This window comes from Bradyrhizobium sp. SZCCT0153, from assembly GCF_018129995.1.
Taxonomy (GTDB): domain Bacteria; phylum Pseudomonadota; class Alphaproteobacteria; order Rhizobiales; family Xanthobacteraceae; genus Bradyrhizobium; species Bradyrhizobium japonicum_G.
On record NZ_JAFCKS010000006.1, the window covers coordinates 411,830 to 432,640 of the forward strand.

General features: G+C 65.8%; 16 protein-coding genes and 1 tRNA gene. 14 read left to right on the plus strand and 3 right to left on the minus strand.

Annotated elements, in window-relative coordinates; translation table 11 throughout:
• Window positions 1–3 precede the first annotated feature (3 nt).
• A complete protein-coding gene (locus tag JQ572_RS26555; RefSeq protein ID WP_249129339.1) occupies window positions 4–345 on the plus strand; it encodes a hypothetical protein in 342 nt (113 codons plus the stop codon).
• Here the strand turns inward: JQ572_RS26555 and JQ572_RS26560 are convergent.
• Window positions 342–1,376 (minus strand): cysteine synthase A, encoded by a 1,035-nt coding sequence (locus tag JQ572_RS26560; RefSeq protein ID WP_211385782.1) that lies wholly within the window; start codon window positions 1,374–1,376, stop codon window positions 342–344. The genes JQ572_RS26555 and JQ572_RS26560 overlap by 4 nt on opposite strands.
• Window positions 1,377–2,118: 742 nt before the next feature.
• Between JQ572_RS26560 and JQ572_RS26565 the strand changes: the two genes are divergently transcribed.
• From JQ572_RS26565 to JQ572_RS26595, 7 genes are all read left to right on the plus strand, one after another.
• Window positions 2,119–3,570, plus strand: a complete 1,452-nt coding sequence (locus tag JQ572_RS26565) for an efflux transporter outer membrane subunit (RefSeq protein WP_211385783.1) — start codon at window positions 2,119–2,121, stop codon at window positions 3,568–3,570.
• The gene (locus JQ572_RS26570; protein ID WP_211385784.1) at window positions 3,560–4,966 is read left to right on the plus strand and encodes an efflux RND transporter periplasmic adaptor subunit; all 1,407 of its coding nucleotides are present in this window, start codon (window positions 3,560–3,562) and stop codon (window positions 4,964–4,966) included. Before JQ572_RS26565 ends, JQ572_RS26570 begins: the two co-directional genes overlap by 11 nt.
• A gap of 36 nt (window positions 4,967–5,002) precedes the next feature.
• Window positions 5,003–8,152, plus strand: a complete 3,150-nt coding sequence (locus JQ572_RS26575) for an efflux RND transporter permease subunit (protein WP_211385785.1) — start codon at window positions 5,003–5,005, stop codon at window positions 8,150–8,152.
• A complete protein-coding gene (locus JQ572_RS26580; RefSeq protein WP_211385786.1) occupies window positions 8,152–11,256 on the plus strand; it encodes an efflux RND transporter permease subunit in 3,105 nt (1,034 codons plus the stop codon). Before JQ572_RS26575 ends, JQ572_RS26580 begins: the two co-directional genes overlap by 1 nt.
• Before the next feature lie 41 nt (window positions 11,257–11,297).
• Window positions 11,298–12,032: a tRNA-uridine aminocarboxypropyltransferase gene (locus JQ572_RS26585; protein ID WP_211385787.1), complete on the plus strand. Its 735-nt coding sequence runs from the start codon at window positions 11,298–11,300 to the stop codon at window positions 12,030–12,032.
• 170 nt (window positions 12,033–12,202) lie between these two features.
• Window positions 12,203–12,276 (plus strand) — tRNA-Cys (locus tag JQ572_RS26590).
• 201 nt (window positions 12,277–12,477) lie between these two features.
• Window positions 12,478–12,624, plus strand: coding sequence for a hypothetical protein (locus tag JQ572_RS26595; RefSeq protein WP_211385788.1), 147 nt, complete (start codon window positions 12,478–12,480; stop codon window positions 12,622–12,624).
• Between the two features lie 80 nt (window positions 12,625–12,704).
• Here JQ572_RS26595 and JQ572_RS26600 read toward each other — a convergent pair whose 3' ends face one another.
• Window positions 12,705–12,899: a hypothetical protein gene (locus JQ572_RS26600; protein ID WP_211385789.1), complete on the minus strand. Its 195-nt coding sequence runs from the start codon at window positions 12,897–12,899 to the stop codon at window positions 12,705–12,707.
• Between the two features lie 259 nt (window positions 12,900–13,158).
• On the opposite strand from JQ572_RS26600, the gene JQ572_RS26605 reads away from it, so the two are divergent.
• The 6 genes from JQ572_RS26605 to JQ572_RS26630 all read left to right on the plus strand — a co-directional run bounded on the left by JQ572_RS26605 (window position 13,159) and on the right by JQ572_RS26630 (window position 20,606).
• On the plus strand, window positions 13,159–13,422 hold the full coding sequence (locus JQ572_RS26605; RefSeq protein WP_211385790.1) for a hypothetical protein: 264 nt from the start codon (window positions 13,159–13,161) through the stop codon (window positions 13,420–13,422).
• Window positions 13,423–13,862: 440 nt separating this feature from the next.
• A complete protein-coding gene (locus JQ572_RS26610) occupies window positions 13,863–14,783 on the plus strand; it encodes an ABC transporter substrate-binding protein (protein WP_211385791.1) in 921 nt (306 codons plus the stop codon).
• Window positions 14,783–16,408: an amino acid ABC transporter permease/ATP-binding protein gene (locus tag JQ572_RS26615; protein ID WP_211385792.1), complete on the plus strand. Its 1,626-nt coding sequence runs from the start codon at window positions 14,783–14,785 to the stop codon at window positions 16,406–16,408. The genes JQ572_RS26610 and JQ572_RS26615 overlap by 1 nt, the downstream gene beginning before the upstream one ends.
• Before the next feature lie 88 nt (window positions 16,409–16,496).
• Window positions 16,497–17,738, plus strand: coding sequence for an acetamidase/formamidase family protein (locus JQ572_RS26620; RefSeq protein ID WP_211385793.1), 1,242 nt, complete (start codon window positions 16,497–16,499; stop codon window positions 17,736–17,738).
• 134 nt (window positions 17,739–17,872) lie between these two features.
• Window positions 17,873–20,206 carry an acetamidase/formamidase family protein gene (locus tag JQ572_RS26625; protein ID WP_211385794.1) on the plus strand — a complete coding sequence of 778 codons (2,334 nt, stop codon included), beginning with the start codon at window positions 17,873–17,875 and terminating at the stop codon, window positions 20,204–20,206.
• A gap of 16 nt (window positions 20,207–20,222) precedes the next feature.
• The gene (locus tag JQ572_RS26630) at window positions 20,223–20,606 is read left to right on the plus strand and encodes a RidA family protein (RefSeq protein WP_211385795.1); all 384 of its coding nucleotides are present in this window, start codon (window positions 20,223–20,225) and stop codon (window positions 20,604–20,606) included.
• Between the two features lie 8 nt (window positions 20,607–20,614).
• On the opposite strand, the gene JQ572_RS26635 is transcribed toward JQ572_RS26630, so the two are convergent.
• On the minus strand, window positions 20,615–20,811 hold a 197-nt coding region (locus tag JQ572_RS26635), incomplete at its 5' end, for a hypothetical protein (protein ID WP_211385796.1).

Here is a 20,811-nt window from a genome sequence, read left to right on the forward strand (position 1 = left end):
GTCTTGTTCGGAATTGCGACCTTCACGCTGCAGTCGATGCGCATTCGCGACATCGGCTGGGATCCGGTCTGCGTGATCCCGGCCTGGTTCGCGCTCATGATCGTCGACCATCTCGTCGCAGGCCGGTTTCCGGCCTGGGCGATCGGGCAGGAGCATCAGGGAACGGCGCTCGGAGCGCTCGTCAACCTCGCGCTGATGCTGGTGCTGATTTTCTGGCCGGGCGGCGACGGCGAAGGCTCCTACGGCACTCCCCTCGAGTCGCACCGGAGCGAGGTCAAGCCCTCGCTATCGAACGCGCGTCTCGCACGGGTATCGCGGGGATCGCCGCGGCCGACCTGGAGCTAAACGAACGGCAGCTTGATGTTGCTGCGCTTCTCCAGCCATTCCGGCACGGGCAGATTCTTGGCGCGCATGAAGTCGGCGTTGAACAGCTTCGACTGGTAGCGGCTGCCGGAATCGCACAGCACGGTGACGATCGTCTTGCCGGGGCCGAGCTGCTTTGCCAACCGCATCGCGCCGGCAATGTTGATGCCGGTGGAGCCGCCGAGGCAGAGGCCCTCGTGCTGGAGCAGTTCGTAGATCACCGAGACCGCTTCGGCGTCGGAAATGAGATAGGCGTCATCGACCTTCGCGGTCTCGACGATCGCAGTCGCGCGGTTGAGGCCGATCCCCTCGGTGATTGAGCCGCCGGGCGTCGCCTTGGCATCGCCGGTCCTGAAATATTCATACATGCCGGCGCCGTGCGGATCGGCGCAGGCGATGCGGATATCCTTGTTCTTCTCCTTGAAATAGCGGCTGGTGCCGGCAAGCGTGCCGCCGCTGCCGACCGAGCAGACGAAACCGTCGAGCTTGCCGCCGGTCTGCTGCCAGATCTCGGGGCCGGTGGACTCGTAATGCGCCTTGGCGTTGTCGAGGTTGTTCCACTGGTCGGCGAACAGCACGCCGTTGGGCTCGGTCTTGCGCAGTTCATCGGCGAGCCGGCGGCCGACATGCTGGTAGTTGTTCGGATTGGAATAGGGCAGGGCCGGCGATTCCAGCAGCTCGGCACCGCACAGCTTCAGAAAATCCTTCTTCTCCTGGCTCTGCGTCTCCGGGATCACGATCAGCGTACGGTAGCCGCGGGCACTCGCGACCACGGCAAGGCCGATGCCGGTATTGCCGGCGGTCGCTTCCACCACGAGGCCGCCGGGCTTGAGCTCGCCGCGCTTCTCGGCTTCCAGGATCATCCATTTGCCGGCGCGGTCCTTCACCGACTGGCCGGGATTCATGAACTCGGCCTTGCCCAGGATGGTGCAGCCGGTCAATTCCGATGCGCGCTTGAGCTTGATCAGCGGGGTGTTGCCGATGGCTTCGACAACGTCGTTTTTGATGGTCATGTCGGGGAAAATCACTGGCAAAGAGGTTGATCAGGTTGGCCAGAACCTAGTGCTTGGGAAGCAAAAGGGGAAGGCTTTTGCGCTGCGGCGAAACAGGCCCAAACGCCCGCCAAAGCAGCGATATTCCGGCAGGAGAGACCTGCTTGCCGCGAAGCCGATGATCAGGAGATGGATATGGCAAGCCGCCATCGGGATATGGAAGATAACTGTCGCGGCGAGCGGAGCTGATCGGCCATGTGCGCCCTCGCGGGACGCTGCAATGTCGAAGCGCATGCGAGCTCGACCAAGGAGGGGGCCTCAACGGTGTTGAGAGCGCGCGTCGAGGGTGGAAGTCCGACCTGCGAGCGGACGCGCCCCGCTTTCGGAAGCTGACGACCTCGTGAGAGTGGTCGGACGGCTCCGGTGCAGGTGTGGCGGCAATATCACATGAAATCTTGGTAAGCTTGAACGCGTTCATGGTGGCGCGGCAATGCGAAAGATTGCTGCAGGACAGGTCTATTCTGCATTTGAGTCGCGCCGATGCCGGTATGTTGGGGTGTGCGTTTCGCAGCTGCGGGACTGTCACGCTGTTGCACACCCGGCTAGTATGAAGCCCAGGTTCCGCAGAAAGCATCACCGTGGTGAACGAGCTGTCCAAAGCCCTCCGACTGCCCCGCCGCGAATCGGTTAATCCGGCTGCGCGGTGGCGGCTTTATCTGCCCGGCGGAGGGTGGATGTGACACGGGATGGTCCTGTGGTCGCCATGCGGCGATCCTTTGGGTCGGTGTTTCCAGCGCGGCATGCGGCGCGCTGGGGTGTGGTGCTGTGCCTTGCCGCGGCCTCCGGAGCCTGCGTTCTGACGCAGGATCTGCCGGATCCCGCGCTCGATGTTCCCGCGCAGTACAAATACGCCGGCAAGGCCGACGCGCCACCCACGCTGGATTGGTGGCGCGGCTTCCGCTCCGCGGAGCTGACGCAGCTGATGGAGGAGGCGCAGACCGTCAATCTCGACATCGCCGCGGCCGTCTCGCGTATCGTACAGGCGGACGCCCAGGCGCGGCAGGCGGGGGCTGCGCTGCTGCCGAGCCTGTCGGGCGGCGGCTCCGAAACCTATTCGCGCACCTCCGGCTCGTCGTCCTCGGGCCTCACCAATGGTGGCCGCGAGGTGGTCAATTATTCGGCTTCGCTGAGCGCGAGCTACCAGCTCGACTTCTGGGGCCAGAACCGGGACGCGTTGCAAACCGCCGAAGAGACAGCAAACGCCAACCGCTTCGATCGCGACGTCGTCGCGCTGACGACCCTGGCAGGGGTCGCCAACGCCTATTTCCAGGTGCTGGCTTCCCAGGATCGCATCAGGACATCACAGCGCAACATCGCCAGCGCGCAGCGCATCCTCGATGCCGTCAGGGAACGGCGCAAGGCCGGCACCGGCACCGATCTCGACGTCGCCCAGCAGGAGAGCGTGCTCGCCAACCAGAAGGCGCTGGTGCCGCCGCTGCGCCAGACGCTCGACCAGAACGTCAATGCGCTCGCGGTGCTGGTGTCGCGTCCGCCGGAGGGCGTGCGCGTGCTCGGCGGCTCGCTGAACCGGATCGCGATCCCGCGCGTGACGCCCGGCCTGCCGTCCGAGATCCTGACGCAGCGGCCGGACATCCGCCGCCAGGAGGCGCAGCTCGCCTCCGCGACCGCGAACATCGGCAACGCCCGTGCGCAGTTCTTTCCGACCATCCAGCTTACCGGCAATGGCGGCTATCAGAGCTCCGCGCTGGTGTCGCTGTTCCAGCCGCACGCGGCCTTCTTCCAGCTCGTCGGCAGCGCGACGCAGCCGATCTTCGACGGCGGCAAGATCCTCGGCAATTTCGAATATGCCAAGGCCCGGCAGGACGAATTGCTCCAGACCTATCGCAAGACCATCGTCCAGTCGTTTGCCGACGTCGACAATGCGCTGTTCTCGATCAAGCAGACCACGATCAAGCTGCAATTGCAGCGCGATGTCGTGACCGCGTCGCGTCGCGCGTTCGACCTCGCCGAGCAGCAATTGCGCGCCGGCACCGCCGACATCGTGACCGTGCTCAACACCCAACTGACCCTGTTCCAGGCGGAAGACGCGCTGTCGCAGGCCCAACTCGCACGGCTCCTCGCCATCGTCAGCCTGTATCAGGCGCTCGGCGGCGGTTGGGAGCCGAGGATGGAGAAACCGGTCAATGCTCTTTAAGCCGGATGCCAAGCAAGGCGCCAAGGAGGGGACGGCGAAAGGGTCGCGCGGCCGCGGCTTCGTGATGACCCTGATCACGTTCGCGATCCTCGGTGGTCTCGGCTATCTCGGCTGGAGCGCCATGCATCAGCAGCCTCAGGCCAACAACCGCAACCAGCGGCCCGATCTGCCGGTGCCGGTGCTGGCGGCGACGCCCCGGATCCAGGACGTTCCGGTCTATCTCGACGGCGTCGGCGCGATCCGCGCGCTCAACACCGTGACCGTGCGCTCCCAGGTCGACGGCAAGCTGATCGCGGTGAATTTTACGGAAGGCCAGGATGTCAAGAAGGGCGACGTGGTCGGCGAGATCGATCCGGCGCTGTATCAGGCGACGTACGATCAGGCCGTCGCCAAGAAGGCGCAGGACCAGGCCCAGCTCGCCAACCAGCGCATCGACCTCACGCGCTACGAGCAGCTCGCGGCGTCCAACGCCGGCTCCAAGCAGCAGGCCGACACCCAGCGCGCGCTGGTCGCGCAGACCGAGGCGCTGGTCAAGGCCGACCAGGCCGCGATCGACAACGCGGCGGCGACGCTGAGCTACACCAAGATCGTGGCGCCGATCTCGGGCCGCGCCGGCCTTCGCCAGGTCGATCAGGGCAACATCATCCACGCCTCCGACACCACCGGCCTCGTGGTGATCACGCAATTGCAGCCGATCGCGGTGTGGTTCAGCCTGCCGCAGCAGCAGATCATGCGCGTCAACGCGGCGGCATCGAAGGGCGCGCTCGCGGTCGACGTGTTCGGCAATGACGGCATCACCGTGATCGATACCGGCAAGCTCACCGGCATCGACAACCAGGTCGATCAGACCACCGGCACGCTCAGGCTCAAGGCGGAATTCCCCAACGCCAATTACCAGCTCTGGCCGGGTCAGTTCGTCAACGTCCGCCTCAAGGTCGAGACCTTGACGCAGGCGCTGGTGGTGCCGACCTCGGCCGTGCAGCGCGGCCCTATCGGGACCTTCAGCTATGTCATCGGCGAGGACAATGTCGTCGCGGCCAAGCCAGTGACGGTGACCCAGCAGAACGAGCATGACGCCGTCATCGCCAGCGGCCTGTCGCCGAAAGACAGGGTCGTCACGACGGGCTTTGCCAATCTGTCCGACGGCTCCAAGGTGGTCATCGGCCGCGACGACCAGACCCCGTCGGCCGATCTCGCGCCGCGCAAGCGCGCGCGCGCGCCGGACGGTCAGAAGAAGGATGGCGCCAAAGACGGTCCGAGGGACGGACAAGGCAAGGACGGCGAGCGCCGCGCGAAACGGAGCAGCAGCGAAGGCGACCAGAAGGGCCAGACTGGACCGGCACCGGGGCCTCCGCCGAATCCTGGGGCATCGGGAAGTGGAGCCAAGCAGCCATGATCCCGACAACAGCCGCCTGAGCGGCAGGCGCATCCCATGGGCGTCTCCGAACCCTTCATCCGACGGCCGATCGCGACCTCGCTGCTCGGCATCGCGCTCCTGATCGGCGGGCTGCTGGGCTATTTCGCGCTGCCGGTCTCGGCGCTGCCGCAGGTCGACTTCCCGACCGTGCAGGTGACGACGCAATTGCCCGGTGCGAGCCCCGACGTGATCGCCTCGCTGATCACCGCGCCGCTGGAGCGGCAGCTCGGCCAGATCCCGTCGCTCTCGGCGATGAACTCGACCAGCTCGTTCGGCGTCAGCCAGATATCGCTCCAGTTCGACCTCAACCGCGACATCGACGGCGCGACCCAGGACGTGCAGGCGGCGATCAACGCAGCGGCCGGCGTGCTGCCCAAGACGCTGCCTTATCCGCCGACTTACGCCAAGGTGAACCCGGCGGACGCGCCGGTGATGACCCTGGCGCTGCGCTCCGACACGATCTCGCTGCGGGCGATGAGCGACATCGCCGACACGCTGCTGGCGCAGCGGCTGAGCCAGATATCCGGCGTCGGTCGCGTCTCGGTGCTCGGCGGGCTGAAGCCGGCGGTACGCATCCAGGCGGATCTGGCGCGGCTCGCGGCTTACGGCATCGCGATGGAGGATCTGCGCACCGCGATCGCCAACGCCAATGTGTCCGGGCCGAAAGGCTCGCTCGACGGCGCGCAGCAATCCTACATCATCGCGGCCAACGACCAGATCGCCGCCGCCGACGCCTACAAGCCCATCATCGTCACGTACCGCAACGGCTCGCCCGTCACCATCGCCGACGTCGCGCAGATCGTCGACGGCCTCGAGAACGACCGCACCGGCGGCTGGTACCAGGGCTCGCCCGCCGTCATCATCGACATCCAGCGTCAGCCCGGCGCCAATGTGATCGACGTCGTCAGCCAGATCCGCGCCGAAATCCCGAAAGTCCAGCGCGCGATTCCGGCCGGCGTGAATCTCACCATCGTCTCCGACCGCACCGTGACCATCCGCGCCTCGGTCCGGGACGTGCAGTTCACGCTGATCCTCAGCGTCGTGCTGGTGACGCTGGTGGTGCTGCTGTTCCTGCGCTCGCTGCGAGCCACGCTGATCGCGGGCGTGGCGCTGCCGCTGTCGCTGATCACCAGCTTCGGCATCATGTATTTCGCCGGCTTCAGCCTCGACAATCTGTCGCTGATGGCGCTCACCATCGGCACCGGCTTCGTCGTCGACGACGCCATCGTCATGATCGAGAACATCGTCCGCCACATGGAGAATGGCGACAGTGCGATGGAAGCCTCGCTGAAGGGCGCCAGCGAAATCGGCTTCACCGTGATCTCGCTGACGGTGTCGCTGATCGCGGTGTTCATCCCGCTGCTGTTCATGTCGGGCCTCGTCGGCCGCATGTTCCGCGAATTCGCGCTGACGCTGACCATCGCGGTCGTGACCTCGGCCGTGGTCTCGCTGACATTGACGCCGATGATGTGCTCGCGCCTGCTCAAGCACGCGCACGAGGAGCTGGCGGTACCGGGACTGGCCGCCATCAGCCGCTTCATCGACCGGACCGTCGAGGCCTATCACCGCACGCTTCTGTGGGTGCTGGAACGCCAGCGCGCCACACTGGTCGTGACCTTCGCCACGCTGATCGCAACTCTCGTTCTCTACGTCGTGGCGCCAAAAGGCTTTCTGCCGCTCCAGGACACTGCCTCGATCACGGCGGTGACGGAGGCTGGGCCTGACGTCTCGTTCGCGGAGATGCAGAAACGGCAGGCCGCGGCGGCCGACGCCATCAAGGCCGATCCCGATGTGACCGGTGTTGTCTCGGTGATCGGGGCCGGCTCGGTCAACCCGACCACCAATGTCGGGCGCCTCGTCATGACGCTGAAACCGCGCGGCGAGCGCCGCGACGATGTCAGCGTGGTCATTACCCGGCTGAAGGAGCGGGTGGCCGGCATCCCCGGCATGACCGTGTATTTCCAGCCGGTGCAGGACGTGCAGATCTCGACCCAGTCGAGCCGCTCGCAATACCAGTACACCTTGACCGGCACCGACGCGGCGCTGGTCTCGGAATGGGCGCGCAAGCTGGTTGCGGAGATGCGGCACGACCCGCTGTTTCGTGACGTGTCCTCGGAGGCGCAGGAAGGCGGCCTGCGGGCGCAGCTCGATGTCGACCGCACCCGCGCCGGACAGCTCGGCGTCAGCCTGCAAGGCATCACCGACACGCTCAACGACGCCTTCGCGCAGCGCCAGATCTCCACGATCTACGGCCAGGCCAACCAGTATCGCGTGGTGCTGGAAGCGCTGCCGATGTACCAGCGCGATCCCTCGATCCTGTCGAAGCTGTATCTGCCGGGCGCCGCCAGCGCCACCGTCGGCGCCCCCAACGCGCAGGTACCGCTGTCCGCCGTGGCGACGCTGAAGCGCACCACGGCCCCGCTCGCGATCTCGCACCAGGCGCAATTCCCGTCGATCTCGCTCAGCTTCAACCTCGCGCCGGGCGCGGCGCTCGGCGATGCCGTCGAGGCGGTGAAGACGATCGAGACCCGGATCGAGATGCCCAACAGCATCGTCGGCGTCTACGCCGGTGACGCTGCCGAATTCGCCAAGGCGCTCGCCGGCCAGCCATGGCTGCTGCTCGCCGCCGTGATCACGATCTACATCGTGCTCGGCGTGCTCTACGAGAGCTACATCCACCCGATCACCATCCTCTCGACGCTGCCGTCGGCCGGCGTGGGCGCCATCCTGGCGCTGATGCTATGCGGCCAGGACCTCTCGGTGATCGGCCTGATCGGCATCATCCTCTTGATGGGCATCGTCAAGAAGAACGCGATCATGATGATCGACTTCGCGCTCGAGGCCGAGCGCGGGCGGGGCATGCCGGCGCATGAGGCGATCGTGCAGGCCTGCCTGCTGCGCTTCCGCCCGATCATGATGACGACGCTGGCGGCGCTGTTCGGCGCGCTGCCGCTCGCGATCGAAAGCGGCACCGGTGCCGAGCTGCGGTTTCCGCTCGGCATCTCCATCATCGGCGGGCTGCTGCTCAGCCAGTTGCTCACACTCTACACCACGCCCGTGATCTATCTCGCGCTCGACCGCATCAACCGCCGCCTCGAGCAGGCGCTGCCGCCGGTCGAGCCCGGCGGTCCGCCCGTCGCGGGCGCGACCGAGGGGATGCAGTGATGGCATCGATCTCGGAGCCCTTCATCCGCCGCCCGGTTGCGACCACGCTGCTGTCGATCGGGTTGTTCCTGCTGGGTGTCGTGGCCTACGAGTTCCTGCCCGTTGCCTCGGTCCCGAACGTCGATTTCCCCGCCGTCTTCGTCTCGGCCAGCCGTCCGGGCGCCGACCCGTCAGTGATGGCCGCGACCGTGGCTTCGCCATTGGAACGGCGGCTCGGCGAGATCTCGGGCATCAACCAGATCACCTCGACGTCGTCGCTGGGCACCACCAACATCCAGCTCCAGTTCGACATCGGTCGCAACATCGACAAGGCCGCGCGCGACGTGCAGGCGGCGATCAACGCCGCACTGGTCGACCTGCCGAGCGATCTGCCGACGCTGCCGCGCTTCCGCAAGGCCAACACCGCCGGCGCGCCCGTCTTCGTGTTGGCGCTGACCTCGAAGACCCTTGCGGCGAGCGCGATCTACGATGTCGCCGACACCGTGCTGGCCCAGCGCATCTCGCAGGTCCCCGGCGTCGGCAACGTGACGATCAGCGGTGCGGACCAGCCGGCGGTGCGGATCCAGCTCAATCCGGTCGCGCTGTCGAACGCCGGCATCGCCACCGACGACGTCCGGACCGCCATCATCAACGCCAATCCGCTCGGCCCCGTCGGCATCTTCAACGGCGAGCGCCAGAGCGAGACGCTGTCGCTGAACAAGCAAATGCGCACGGCCAAGGAATTCCGCGACATCGTCATCAAGAGCGCGAACGGCAATTTCGTGCGCCTCGCCGATGTCGCCGAGATTGAGGACGGCGTCCGCAATGCCCGTTCGATCGCATGGTTCAACAAGCAGCCTGCGGTGCTGATCCAGATCACCAAGCAGGGCGACGCCAACGTCATCGACACCGTTGACAGGGTGAAGGCGCTGATCCCGGCGCTGAAGCAGTGGATTCCGGCCGGCGTGGAGGTCTCCACCCTCGTCGACCGCACCAGCACGATCCGCGCCAGCGTGATGGATATGCAATGGACGCTGCTGGCGACCGCCATCCTGGTGATGGTCGTGGTTTTCGTGTTCCTGCGCCGTCTCACGCCGACGATCGCGGCCGGCATCTCGGTGCCGCTGGCGCTGGCCGGCACCTGCGCCGGCATGTGGGTCGCCGGCTTTTCGATCGACAATCTGTCGCTGATGGCGCTGGCGATCTCGGTCGGTTTCGTGGTCGACGACGCCATCGTCATGATCGAGAACATGTACCGCAATCTCGAGCACGGCATGCGGCCGTTCCAGGCGGCGATCGAGGGCGCCAGGCAGATCGGCTTCACCGTGGTCTCGATCAGCCTGTCGCTGATCGCGGCGTTCACGCCGCTGATCTTCATGGACGGCATCGTCGGCCGTCTGCTGCGCGAGTTTTCGCTGACGCTGACCTTCGCGATCGTGGTGTCGACGCTCGTGTCGCTGACGGTCACGCCGATGATCTGCGCCCATTACATCCGGCAGACCACGTCCGGCTCCGCGACGCTGTTCGATCGCATCATCGAGGGCTCGCTGTCGCGCATCGTCGCATTCTATGCCCGCACCCTGCGCACCGTACTGGAATTCCCGCTGCTGACGCTGCTGGTGTTCTTCGCCACGATCGGGCTGACGGTGGTGCTCTACATCAAGGTCCCCAAGGGCTATTTTCCGACCGACGATTCCGGCTTCGTCATCGGCGCGACGCGCGCCTCGGCGGATATCTCGTTCCAGTCCATGCTCAGCCTTCAGCAGCGGCTCGCCGACATCGTCATGCAGGATCCGGCGGTGGCCGGCATCGGCTCGACGGTCGGCGGCGGAGGCGGGCCGGGCGGCGCGACCTCGAACCGCGGCACCATGTTCATCAGCCTGAAGCCGCCGGAGCAGCGCGATCACGTTTCAACGCAGGTCGTGATCGATCGCCTGCGGCGCGCACTGTTTCCGGTCCCCGGCATCCGCCTCTTCATGTTCGCCGCCCAGGATGTCCGCGCCGGCGGACGGCAGAGCGATTCCGACTACCAGTACACGCTGACCAGCACCGACCTCAGTTTGCTCCAGAAGTGGGCTCCGATCGTGGCCAAGCGCATGGAGAGCGTCGACGGCATCACCGACGTCTCCAGCGACCGCGATCCCGGCGGGCTTCAGCTGACCTTGTCCATCGACCGCCAGAAGGCCTCGGCGCTCGGCGTCCGCGTCCAGGATATCGACAACGCGCTGAACAACGCGTTCTCGCAGCGGCAGATCGGGATCATCTACACCCAGCGCAACCAGTACATGACGGTGCTGGAGATCGACCCGAAATTCCAGGTCGATCCGTCCAATCTCGACCGCATCTATGTCGCCGGCGCGGGCGACGCGCAGGTGCCGCTGTCGGCCGTGGTGCATGCGACGCGTGGGCTCGCCGCGCTCGCGGTCTATCACTCGCAGTCGTTCCCCTCGACCACGGTGTCGTTCAACCTGTTGCCGGACGTTGCGCTCCAGGCCGCGACGCAGAACATCCAGCGCGCGGTCGAGGAGCTGCACATGCCGGAAGGCATCCGCGGCAGTTTTGACGGCAATGCCGGCGATTTTGCCAAGACCAGCGGGCGACAGCCGCTGCTGATCCTCGGCGCGCTGGTCGCGATGTATATCGTGCTCGGCGTGCTCTATGAGAGCCTCGCCCATCCGCTCACGATCATCTCGACGCTGCCCTCGGCCGGATTAGGCGCGCTGCTCGCCTTGCAGGTGACCAACACGCCGCTGACGGTGATCGCCTTCGTCGGCATCATCCTGTTGATCGGCATCGTCAAGAAGAACGGCATCATGATGGTGGACTTCGCGCTCGATGCCGAGCGCCAGCGCGGCCTGTCCTCCGCCGAGGCGATCTTCGAGGCCTGCCAGGCGCGCTTCCGCCCGATCCTGATGACGACCATGGCGGCGCTGTTCGCCGGCATTCCGCTGGTGGTCGCGACCGGCCCCGGCACGGAGCTGCGCCGCCCGCTCGGCATCACCATCATCGGCGGCCTGTTCGTCTCGCAGATCCTGACGCTCTACACGACGCCGGTGATCTACCTTCTGATCGACCGGCTGCGCCGGCGCTCCGAGCCGCGCCCGCTGGCCGCGCCGGCGGAATAGGCGGGTTGTTGAAGCGCCGCGCAAAGCGTATAGCGGCGACCATGTCGAACCCAGCAGCCGCCGCGCCGGCCGATCCGATCCCCGAATGCCCGCACTGCCAGAAGCCGATGCCGCTGTGCATCTGCGACAGCGTCACGCCGATTGAAAAGCGGCTCTCGCTCCTGATCCTCCAGCATCCGCAGGAGCAGGACAGGGCGCTTGGCACCGCACGGCTGCTTGCGAAGCATTTCGCCAAGGCGACGGTGCGCGTCGGCCTGTCCTGGCCGAGCCTGTCCAAGGCGCTGGGGCAGCCGGTCGAGAATGCGGCGCGCTGGGCCGTGCTCTATCTCGGCTCGGCACGCGCGGCCGCTCTCGAGGCCGAGGGCGAGATTGTCGCACTCGACCGCAAGGGCGCGATTGCGGAGAACCAGCGTGCGATCCTGGGCAAGCTCGAAGGCGTGGTGCTGCTCGACGGCACGTGGAGCCAGGCCAAGGCATTGTGGTGGCGCAACCCCTGGATGCTGAAGTGCCAGCGCGTGATCCTCAACCCGGCGCACCCCTCGCGCTACGGGCGCCTGCGCAAGGAGCCGCGCAAGGACGGACTCTCCACCATCGAGGCGGCCGCAACGATCCTGGCCAGTCTCGAGAAGCGCCCCGACATCGCGCAGACGCTGAACGCGAGTTTTGAACGGATGCTAACCCGCTATCGCGAAGTCCAGGCCGAGATGCCGGAATTGGCGCCGAAACCGGTGGTCAAGGACCGCCGGCGTGGTGTCCGGCGCGGCAAGCGGGCCTGACTCGTCCCAAGCACCTGAAACCGCGCGATCCTCCTGGAGGAGGGACGCGTCGCGACGGCCGGCGCCATCGATGAGATTCCCGGCAGATATCTCGGCAGTGCGAAGGCATGGCCGGCTCCGGTCGGGGTTGCCTAAATCCATGATCCCCTATATTGCTCCGCCCTCGTTGGGGCCACGTGGCGGAGTGGTTACGCGCCGGTCTGCAAAACCGTTTACTCGGGTTCGAGTCCCGACGTGGCCTCCATCGCAAAGCTCTGATCTTTCAGCACAAATTGATTGCGGCGCAGGTTCCGCCGCGCCTGCATGCAGATCCGGCCACGAAGGCCGCGCTGGCGCACACCGGGTTTGCCCGGGCCTGCCGGAAACCCGTGATTCAGGCCTGCTGGCATAGAGTTCGCATCAGCCAGGTGATGTATTCCCCGAGCGATCGAGCGCTGGAGAGCACGTGAGCGAAATCGTCCGATTTGTCCCGAAATCCGAGCTGGAGCGGGCTCGCCTCATTCGCGAGGCCCGAGCGATCTATGACAGCATCTTTCCGCCGACCGCGCCCGACCGGGCGCCGCAGGACGGCGAGGAGCGCATCAAGACCTGATCACGGTCGTGCCCGTGCGGCGCTGGGCCTGGCGCAAAACGCCCGCGGGCGCGCGCTGCGTTTTCGTGTTGAAATTGGCCTCAGCAGGCCGCGTACCAGCCGTCCGGAAACGGCAGGAGGGGCCAGGCGCCCTCATTGTCGTTGGCGGCCTTGGGCTTGGCGTTGAACGTCCACGAGCGCGGCACGAAATCCTCCCCCGGCGCGAACGCCGGATCTTCATGGACCATGGCGTCCTGGACGGCATCCAGCAGCAAGTTGAATTCGGCTTCGCTCATCACACCCTCCGAACCGCGGATGGCGCAATGTCGCAAAGCCGGCTTGTTACCCGATTGAACCGATCGTTCGCATTTTAACGATCCGGCGATCGGGTCCCGATTGGTTAGCGATTCATGAAAATCCCCCGGGAACCGTAAGCGCCTCCGACCGGCTGCCCGTGTGAAAGAGATCACATTCCCGGCGGTTTATTTCTCCTACCCCTTCGCAAGCCCGGCCAATGCAGGCCGGGGGTGGGCAGGGCAGACAGGAGACTTCGTCATGAAGCCAAGGTTCTTGCGGTTTGCGGGTGTGAAGAGCCGGGCGCGTCGCGCCTCGACGCTCGGATTGTTTCTGACGCTGTTTGCCTCCGCCGCACATGCGCAGCAGGGAACGCCCGAGCAGCGTCGGGCCTGCACGCCCGACGTCTACCGGCTCTGCGCCGGCGAGATCCCCAACGTCCGTGCCATCACAGCCTGCCTTCGCCGTAATCGGTCAAGCTTGAGCGAGGCTTGCCGCAGCGTGTTCGATCAGGCCGGTGGCTGACATACCAGGCCTGTGAGTTTGTGCGCAGCAAGTGGCTCGTGCGGGCTCGCGAATCCGGCATGATCGGCCTGTGGATATGCTGCGGACAGGCTGTGGACGGCGGTGATCCAGTTCGGATGCCGGCCGCAGATGGATCCATAAATCGTCGTATCTCCGCCGGTCATCGTCGTATCTCTGTCAAATAAGCTGACCGGATGATTCTCGGATCGCGCAGATCGGTACGTCATCCGGAACGATATGGTTCTCCCGAATTCGGAATCCCGCGCCGGGACACGTCGTGCCTGCGAACAGTTTTTGTGCAGTCGCTTGCCCAAATCACGGGCCACTTCCATCCAATTTTTTGTACGCCCGCGGACAAGCTTTCCGGTCCGCACTCCACCTAGGCTCGCTCCCGAGATCTGGAACATGGCCATTGCCATGACAATTCGAAGGAGCTGGAGATGGAGACACGGGTATTGCCCCAGGCGCGGCGGGGGATCGCGCGCGCATCACAGCCGTGGCGCAGGCTCGCGCTCGGCGCCGCCATCGCTATCGGCCTCGTTGCCGCTGCACCGCTGAGCGCGCAGGCCGCAGCGCCCGCCGCCTGCGCCGCGCTCCAGGCCAAATATCCGGACTGGAAGGGCAAGACGCTCGTCAACGCCATCAACCCGCACACGCCGGGCTATGAGACGATCGACCCGAAGGATCCCAGCAAATATATCGGCTTCGACATCGACCTCGGCGAAGCCATCGGCGAATGCCTCGGCTTCAAGCTGACCTACAAGCCGGTGACGTTCGCCGCACTGCTGACCACGCTCGCCGCGGGACAGGCCGATATCGTCATCTCCGATATCTATGCCACCAAGGAGCGCGCCAAGGCCGCCGACTTCATCACCTACTCGAAGGTGTTCGACGGCGTGCTGGTCGCCAAGGGCAATCCGAAGGGCATCAATGGCATCAACATGTCGATGTGCGGCGCGGCTGCCGCCGAAAACACCGGATATGTCGAGGTGCCTCTGATCCAGGCCCTGATGCCGGAGTGCAAGAAGGCCGGCAAGCCCGAGCCGACCGTCCAGCTCTACGACAACAACGCCAACTGCATCCAAGCGATCCTCGCCGGCCGGGCGGACACCTATGTCAACGACGTCAACACCGTCGACAGCGCGGTGAAGGCCTATCCGGACAAGCTGGAGAAGGCGATCGCGGTGACGATCCCGTATTCGGTCGGGATCGCAGTGCCGAAGGACAAGCCGAAATTCCGTGACGCCGTGCTCGCCGCGCTGATCGAGGTGCAGAAGGCCGGCACGCATATGGAGCTTCTGAAGAAGCATGGGCTCGACGTGAACAACTTCAAGGAGCCTGACATCCTGACGGCAGACTGATGTCGCTGTTCCTCCATTACCTGAGCATGCCGTATCTGCTCGAGGGCATCGAGCTCACCCTCGAGGTGACTGCCCTCGGGCTCGGCGGCGGATTGATCCTCGGATTGATCCTCGCCGGCATGCAGCTGTCGCGCTTCTGGCTGCTGGCGGCGATCGCCCGGGCCTACACCGTGATCTTCCGCGGGACGCCGCTGATCCTGCAGATGGTGTTCGCCTATGACGCGCTGCCGCATATCGGCATCAAGCTGCCGGCGGTGCTGGCCGCCGGCCTCGCGCTCGCCTGCAACGAGGCGCCGTTCATCGCCGAGATGCTGCGCGCCGGCGTGCTCGGCGTCGACCGCGGGCAGGTGACGGCGGGCCAGGCGCTCGGCATGACGCCCAGAATCCTGATGTGGCGGGTGATCGCGCCTCAGGCGATCCGCACCATGATCCCGGCCTTCGGCAACGAGGCCGTCAGCGCGCTGAAGAATTCCTCGCTCGCCTCCGTCGTCGCGGTCCAGGAGCTGACGCTGCGCTCGACCCAGCTTGCGTCCTCGACCTTCGACTTCTTCTCGATCTTCTTCGCCTCCGGCCTTTTGTATCTGGTGCTGACCTTTGCCATCAGCGTCATCCAGCTGTTCGTCGAATGGCTGCTCGATCTCGACCGCGCCCAAGGCCGCGAGCGCAAGCTCGCCGACTATCTGCCGTGGCGTCGCGTCGATCTCGCCACCAGGCTCGAGCTTGCCGAGGCGACCGCTGCCGATCCCGAGCCGGTAGCGGCGGAGCAGCTTGCCGAGACGCCTCCGCTGGCCTTGACGCGCGAGGAACGCACCCGGCGCGCAGCGACGATCGCGCGCAACAACATCGCGGTCGAGGCCAAGGACCTCACCAAGCGCTACGGCGCGCAAAAGGTGCTCGGCGGTCTCGATCTCACCGTTCGCGTCGGCGAGGTGGTCGCATTGCTCGGTCCCAGCGGCTCCGGCAAGAGCACGCTGCTCCGCTGCATCAATCATCTCGAAAGCTGGGACGCAGGTACCGTGCGCGTCGGCGGCCGCCGCCTCGGTTTTGACGACGACGGCAAGCTGCTGTCACCCCGGGCGATGGCCAACGAACGGGCAACGGTTGGCGTCGGCATGGTGTTCCAGCAATTCAACCTGTTTGCCCACCTGTCGGCCAGGGAGAACATCGCCGGTCCGCTGCGCTGGGTGCACGGCATGACCCGCATCGATGCCGACCGCCGCGCGGCCGAATTGCTCGAGCGCGTGGGCCTGACACATCGCGCCGATGCGCTGCCGCGGCATCTCTCCGGCGGCCAGCAGCAGCGCGTCGCCATCGCGCGCGCACTCGCACCAAACCCGAGCGTGCTGCTGCTGGACGAGCCGACCTCCGCGCTCGATCCCGAGCTCGTCAACGAGGTGCTGGAAGTGATCCGCCGTCTCGCCATCGACGACGGTCTCACCATGATCATCTCGACGCACCAGATCCGCTTCGCCGATGAAGTCGCCGACCGCGTCGCTTTCCTGAGCGGCGGGGTGATCATCGAGGAGGGGCCGGCGCATGAGGTGCTCACCAATCCCCGCAATCCGCTGACCGCGCGTTTTCTCAGCGTGATGGAAGCCGACAAGATTCCGGAGGCGGTGCGATGACCCTGCCGTCCGGCCTCGCAAGACCAGCGACCGCGTTCCCCGAAGAGGCCAAGTCACCTGAAGAGGCCAAGTCAAAAGAGATCAAGTCATGAAGCATGTCACGCTGCCGGTGTCGCCCAAGACGGTCCATTGGGGTTATTTCTCCAAAGCCGTCGCCCCGGCGTTGACGCTGCGCTCCGGCGATCGCGCCACCATCGAGACGCTGACCCATCACGCCAATGACGATTACGAGCGCATGATCGCGGGCGATCCCGGTGCCGAGAGCGTGTTCCAGTGGACGCGTGAGCACAAGGCGGTGGCGCGCCGCGGCTCAGGTCCCGTCGAAGGCCCGTTCATCCGCGGCGCAGGCGAGGGGATTGGCGTGCATCTCCTCACCGGACCGGTCGCGATCGAAGGAGCCGAGCCCGGCGATATCCTGGAGGTGCGCATCCTCGACGTCCGGCCACGACCGAGCTGCAGTGCCTGCCATGCCGGGCGCTGCTTTGGCTCCAACGTCGCGGCGAACTGGGGGTTTCATTTTCACGACCTGATCGAGGAGCCGAAGCCACGCGAGGTCGTCACCATCTTCGAGCTCGACACCTCCGGCGAGCCCTACGCCAAGGCGGTCTACAATTACGTCTGGACGCCGCAGACCGATCCCGACGGCATCGTGCACTCGATGATCGACTATCCCGGCGTGCGCGTCGATCACGCCACCATCAAGAAGCGCGAGAACATCCTGTCCAGTGTGAAGGTGCCGGCCCGTCTGCATTTCGGCACGATGGGGCTCGCGCCGTCGGAGGCCGATTTCGTCAGCTCGATCCCGCCGAGCTATACCGGCGGCAACATCGACGACTGGCGCATCGGCAAGGGTGCGCGCATGTTCTATCCGGTCGCCGTCCCCGGCGCGTATTTCTCGGTCGGCGATCCCCATGCCGCGCAGGGCGACAGCGAGCTCGGCGGCACCGCAATCGAGACCTCGCTGACCGGCGACTTCGAGTTCATCCTGCACAAGAAAGCCGACCTCGCCGGCACCAGCCTCGAAGGTCTCGACCATCCGATGCTGGAGACCGATCAGGCCTGGTCGTTCTACGGCTTCACCTATCCGAACTATCTCGCCGCGCTCGGCGCCGACGCCCAAACCGACATTGCCAATCACAGCAGTCTCGACCGTGCGATGCGCGATGCGTTCCGCAAGCTCCGACGGTTCCTGATGACCGTGCATCGCCTCAGCGAGGACGAGGCGATCTCGCTGATGTCGGTCGGCGCCGATTTCGGCGTCACCCAGGTGGTCGACGCCAATTGGGGCGTTCACGGCACGATCCGCAAGAACATCTTCCGTTGCGACTAATGCGTTGAAGCGTCGCGTGTTTCCGGGATGAGAGGATGAGCAGCGATCGTCATTTGCGGCCCGTCGCTACGACGGATGATCGCGTGCGGCTGGCACAGAGGTTGCTTCGATCAACGGCAATCTGGGTTGATCCGATGAGCTTCCGGCCGTTCACGAGCGAGTCCTACACGCAAGACGACCGCCCCGAAGCCTGGCGGGACGTGCTCGCTGCCGTCGGCCTGCAACCGGCTGGCGGCCATTGCTTTTTTGACGGACACGCAACGGCGTCGCATCGTCAGGCCGCCGGCGTCGCGATGACGCGCATGGCCGCGGGCGCGCAGAGCGTCGGACCTCTGTCTCACGCGAACGAAGAGCTTCCGATCGCCCTGATGCCGCTCGAGGATGGCATGGTGCTCAGAAGTGCCGGCGGCCACCGCATCGTTCCGGTCGGCCATCTGGTGCTGTTGCCGCGGAGCGGGGACTGGAGCATCGTGTTCCAGCGCGACATGCGCGCCATCGTGCTGTCGGTGACATCGGGCGCGCTGCACGGTCGCCTTTCGGGCAAGCCAAGGCTCGGCGAGCCCCGGGTCGTTGCGGCCAGCGGTTTCGCCGATGTGTTCGCACGTCTGCTGGATGCGACCGCGCGCACGCTCGAGACGCTGAGCGATGCCGAATGGAACGCGGTCGCGCAGTCGCTCGTCGACCTCCTCTTGACCCTTGCGCATCAACTGGCGGCCTCGACGTCCGATGCCGGATCGAGCGCGACGCAGGCCGCGCTGCTGCACCGGATCTGCCGCACCATCGAACGGCGGCTCGATGATCCCGAACTGGTGCCGGCGCGCGTCGCGCAGGCCGAGGGGATTTCCGAGCGCTATTTGCAAAAGCTGTTCGAGACGGTCGGCGACAATTTCACCCATTACGTCCGCGAGCGGCGGCTGCAGCGCGCCTGGGCCGACCTGTCCAATCTGGCTGAAGCGCATCGCTCGATCTCGGAGATCGCCTACGCCTATGGCTTCGGCGACTCCGCGCATTTCAGCCGCGCCTTCCGCCACCGCTTCGGCCTGCCGCCGCGCGAGTTCCGCCAGCAGGAGGCGGAGCGGGCGACCTTGCAGCACGGGATTACCGGTCAGCGCGGCTGGCCGCAGGAGGCGCTGGCGCAGCTGCGCGCACACCAGGCGGGAGCGGAGGCGCGCAGCAATGTTTCCCGCACCGACACCGATGAGCCGAGAACAGCCGGACGCAAGCACCATCATCTGCCGATCGAGGCCGACCGTGTTCATTGGGGCTATTTCAGCCGTTCGCTGGCGCCGCAGCTCGAGATCGCCTCGGGCGATACCATCACCATCGAGACTTTGACCCAGCACGCCTCCGACGACCCCGAACTGATGATCGCGGGCGATGCCGCCGCCGAAAGCGTGTTCGGATGGACCAAGGCCAGGAAGAACGTGGATCGCCGCGGCGCCGGTCCGATGGACGCCAGCGTGTTTGGTCGCGGCGCCGGCGAAGGCTTCGGCGTGCACATCTGCACCGGGCCCGTGGCAGTGAAGGACGCCCAGCCGGGCGACGTGCTGGAAGTGCGGATCCTCGACATCGTGCCGCGGGCGAGCCGTCATCCGAAACATGCCGGCCGCGTGTTCGGCTCCTCGGTCGCGGCCTGGTGGGGCTATCATTACGACGAGTTCCTTTCGGGACCGAAGCCCCGCGAAGCGGTGACGATCTACGAGATCCTTGACGACGCTGATGCGCCGCACGCCCGCGCGCTGTATTCCTACCGCTGGGAGCCGCAGACCGATCCGTTCGGCGTCGTGCACCCTACCTACGATTATCCCGGCATTCCCGTCGCGCCCGGTACGGTGAAACGCCGCCACGCCGTGCTCGACGGCATCCGCATTCCCCTGCGTCCGCATTTCGGCGTAATCGCGGTGGCGCCGCGCGAGGTCGATTTCATCGATTCCGTGCCGCCATCCTATTTCGGCGGCAATCTCGACAATTGGCGGCTGGGGAAGGGGGCCACGGTCTATCTTCCGGTCTCCGTCCCCGGCGCGCTGCTGTCGGTCGGCGATCCCCACGCAGCCCAGGGCGACGGTGAGTTGAGCGGCACCGCGATCGAATGCTCCATGACCGGCACGTTCGAGGTGATCCTGCACAAGAAGGCCGACCTTGCCGGCCAGCCCTTCGCCGATCTCAGCTATCCCCTGATTGAAACCGCGACCGACTGGGTGCTGACCGGCTTCAGCCATCCCAACTATCTCGCCGAGTTCGGCGCGCAGGGCCAGAGCGAGGTCTATGCAAAGTCCTCGCTCGACCTCGCCATGAAGGACGCCTTCCGCAAGATGCGGCGCTTCCTGATGAACGTGAAGGGTCTCAGCGAGGACGAGGCGATCGCCCTGATGTCAGCCGCCGTGGACTTCGGCGTCACCCAGGTCGTCGACGGCAATTGGGGCGTGCACGCGATCATCAGCAAGCGCCTGTTTCAGGACGCGCCTTGAGCCGAAGGATACCCGAGTGAAATTCCACATGATCAGCGGCGGCCCGAAGCCGGTCGCGCCCTTCAGCCACGCGGTCGAAACCGACGGCTTCGTCTTCGTCACCGGCCAGATGCCGGATACGCCGCAAACCCCGGGCGTGCTGCCAGAGGGCATCGTCGCGCAGACGAGGGCGGTGATGGAGAATTTGAAGCTGGTGCTCGCCGGTCTCGATCTCGGCCTCGAGCACGTGGTGATGGCGCGGATCTATCTCACGCGCTTCAAGGACGACTACACGGCGATGAACGAGACCTACCGCACGTACTTCGCGCCCGGCCGCCTGCCGGCGCGCACCTGCGTCGGCGTCACCGGCCTTGCCTATGATGCGCTGATCGAGATCGATCTGGTGTGCCGGCGGCCGTGAGATGCGAGCTACAAGCCGTTGCGTTGCCCGACGGGCAAAACACCCAAGCAAAGGGTCAAGCCGGCCTTGCGAAAATATTCGCCTTTACAGAAATGCGGATTTACCGCATCGTTCCTCACCTCATCCCTGTCAGAGGGGCGTATCGCGATCGTCACGAAACGCGGGATGGGTTGTGGCGGACGCTGGCAGCACTGGCGCGAAGGGC

Bases quoted from the DNA above. Each gene is read 5' to 3' on its own strand.
- JQ572_RS26615 (WP_211385792.1), top strand. From the start codon at position 14,783: ATGTCGCTGTTCCTCCATTACCTGAGCATGCCGTATCTGCTCGAGGGC.
- JQ572_RS26575 (WP_211385785.1), top strand. From the start codon at position 5,003: ATGGGCGTCTCCGAACCCTTCATCCGACGGCCGATCGCGACCTCGCTG.
- JQ572_RS26625 (WP_211385794.1), top strand. From the start codon at position 17,873: ATGAGCTTCCGGCCGTTCACGAGCGAGTCCTACACGCAAGACGACCGC.
- JQ572_RS26620 (WP_211385793.1), top strand. From the start codon at position 16,497: ATGAAGCATGTCACGCTGCCGGTGTCGCCCAAGACGGTCCATTGGGGT.
- JQ572_RS26565 (WP_211385783.1), top strand. From the start codon at position 2,119: ATGCGGCGATCCTTTGGGTCGGTGTTTCCAGCGCGGCATGCGGCGCGC.
- JQ572_RS26600 (WP_211385789.1), bottom strand. From the start codon at position 12,899: ATGAGCGAAGCCGAATTCAACTTGCTGCTGGATGCCGTCCAGGACGCC.
- JQ572_RS26585 (WP_211385787.1), top strand. From the start codon at position 11,298: ATGTCGAACCCAGCAGCCGCCGCGCCGGCCGATCCGATCCCCGAATGC.
- JQ572_RS26560 (WP_211385782.1), bottom strand. From the start codon at position 1,376: ATGACCATCAAAAACGACGTTGTCGAAGCCATCGGCAACACCCCGCTG.
- JQ572_RS26580 (WP_211385786.1), top strand. From the start codon at position 8,152: ATGGCATCGATCTCGGAGCCCTTCATCCGCCGCCCGGTTGCGACCACG.
- JQ572_RS26570 (WP_211385784.1), top strand. From the start codon at position 3,560: ATGCTCTTTAAGCCGGATGCCAAGCAAGGCGCCAAGGAGGGGACGGCG.
- JQ572_RS26610 (WP_211385791.1), top strand. From the start codon at position 13,863: ATGGAGACACGGGTATTGCCCCAGGCGCGGCGGGGGATCGCGCGCGCA.
- JQ572_RS26605 (WP_211385790.1), top strand. From the start codon at position 13,159: ATGAAGCCAAGGTTCTTGCGGTTTGCGGGTGTGAAGAGCCGGGCGCGT.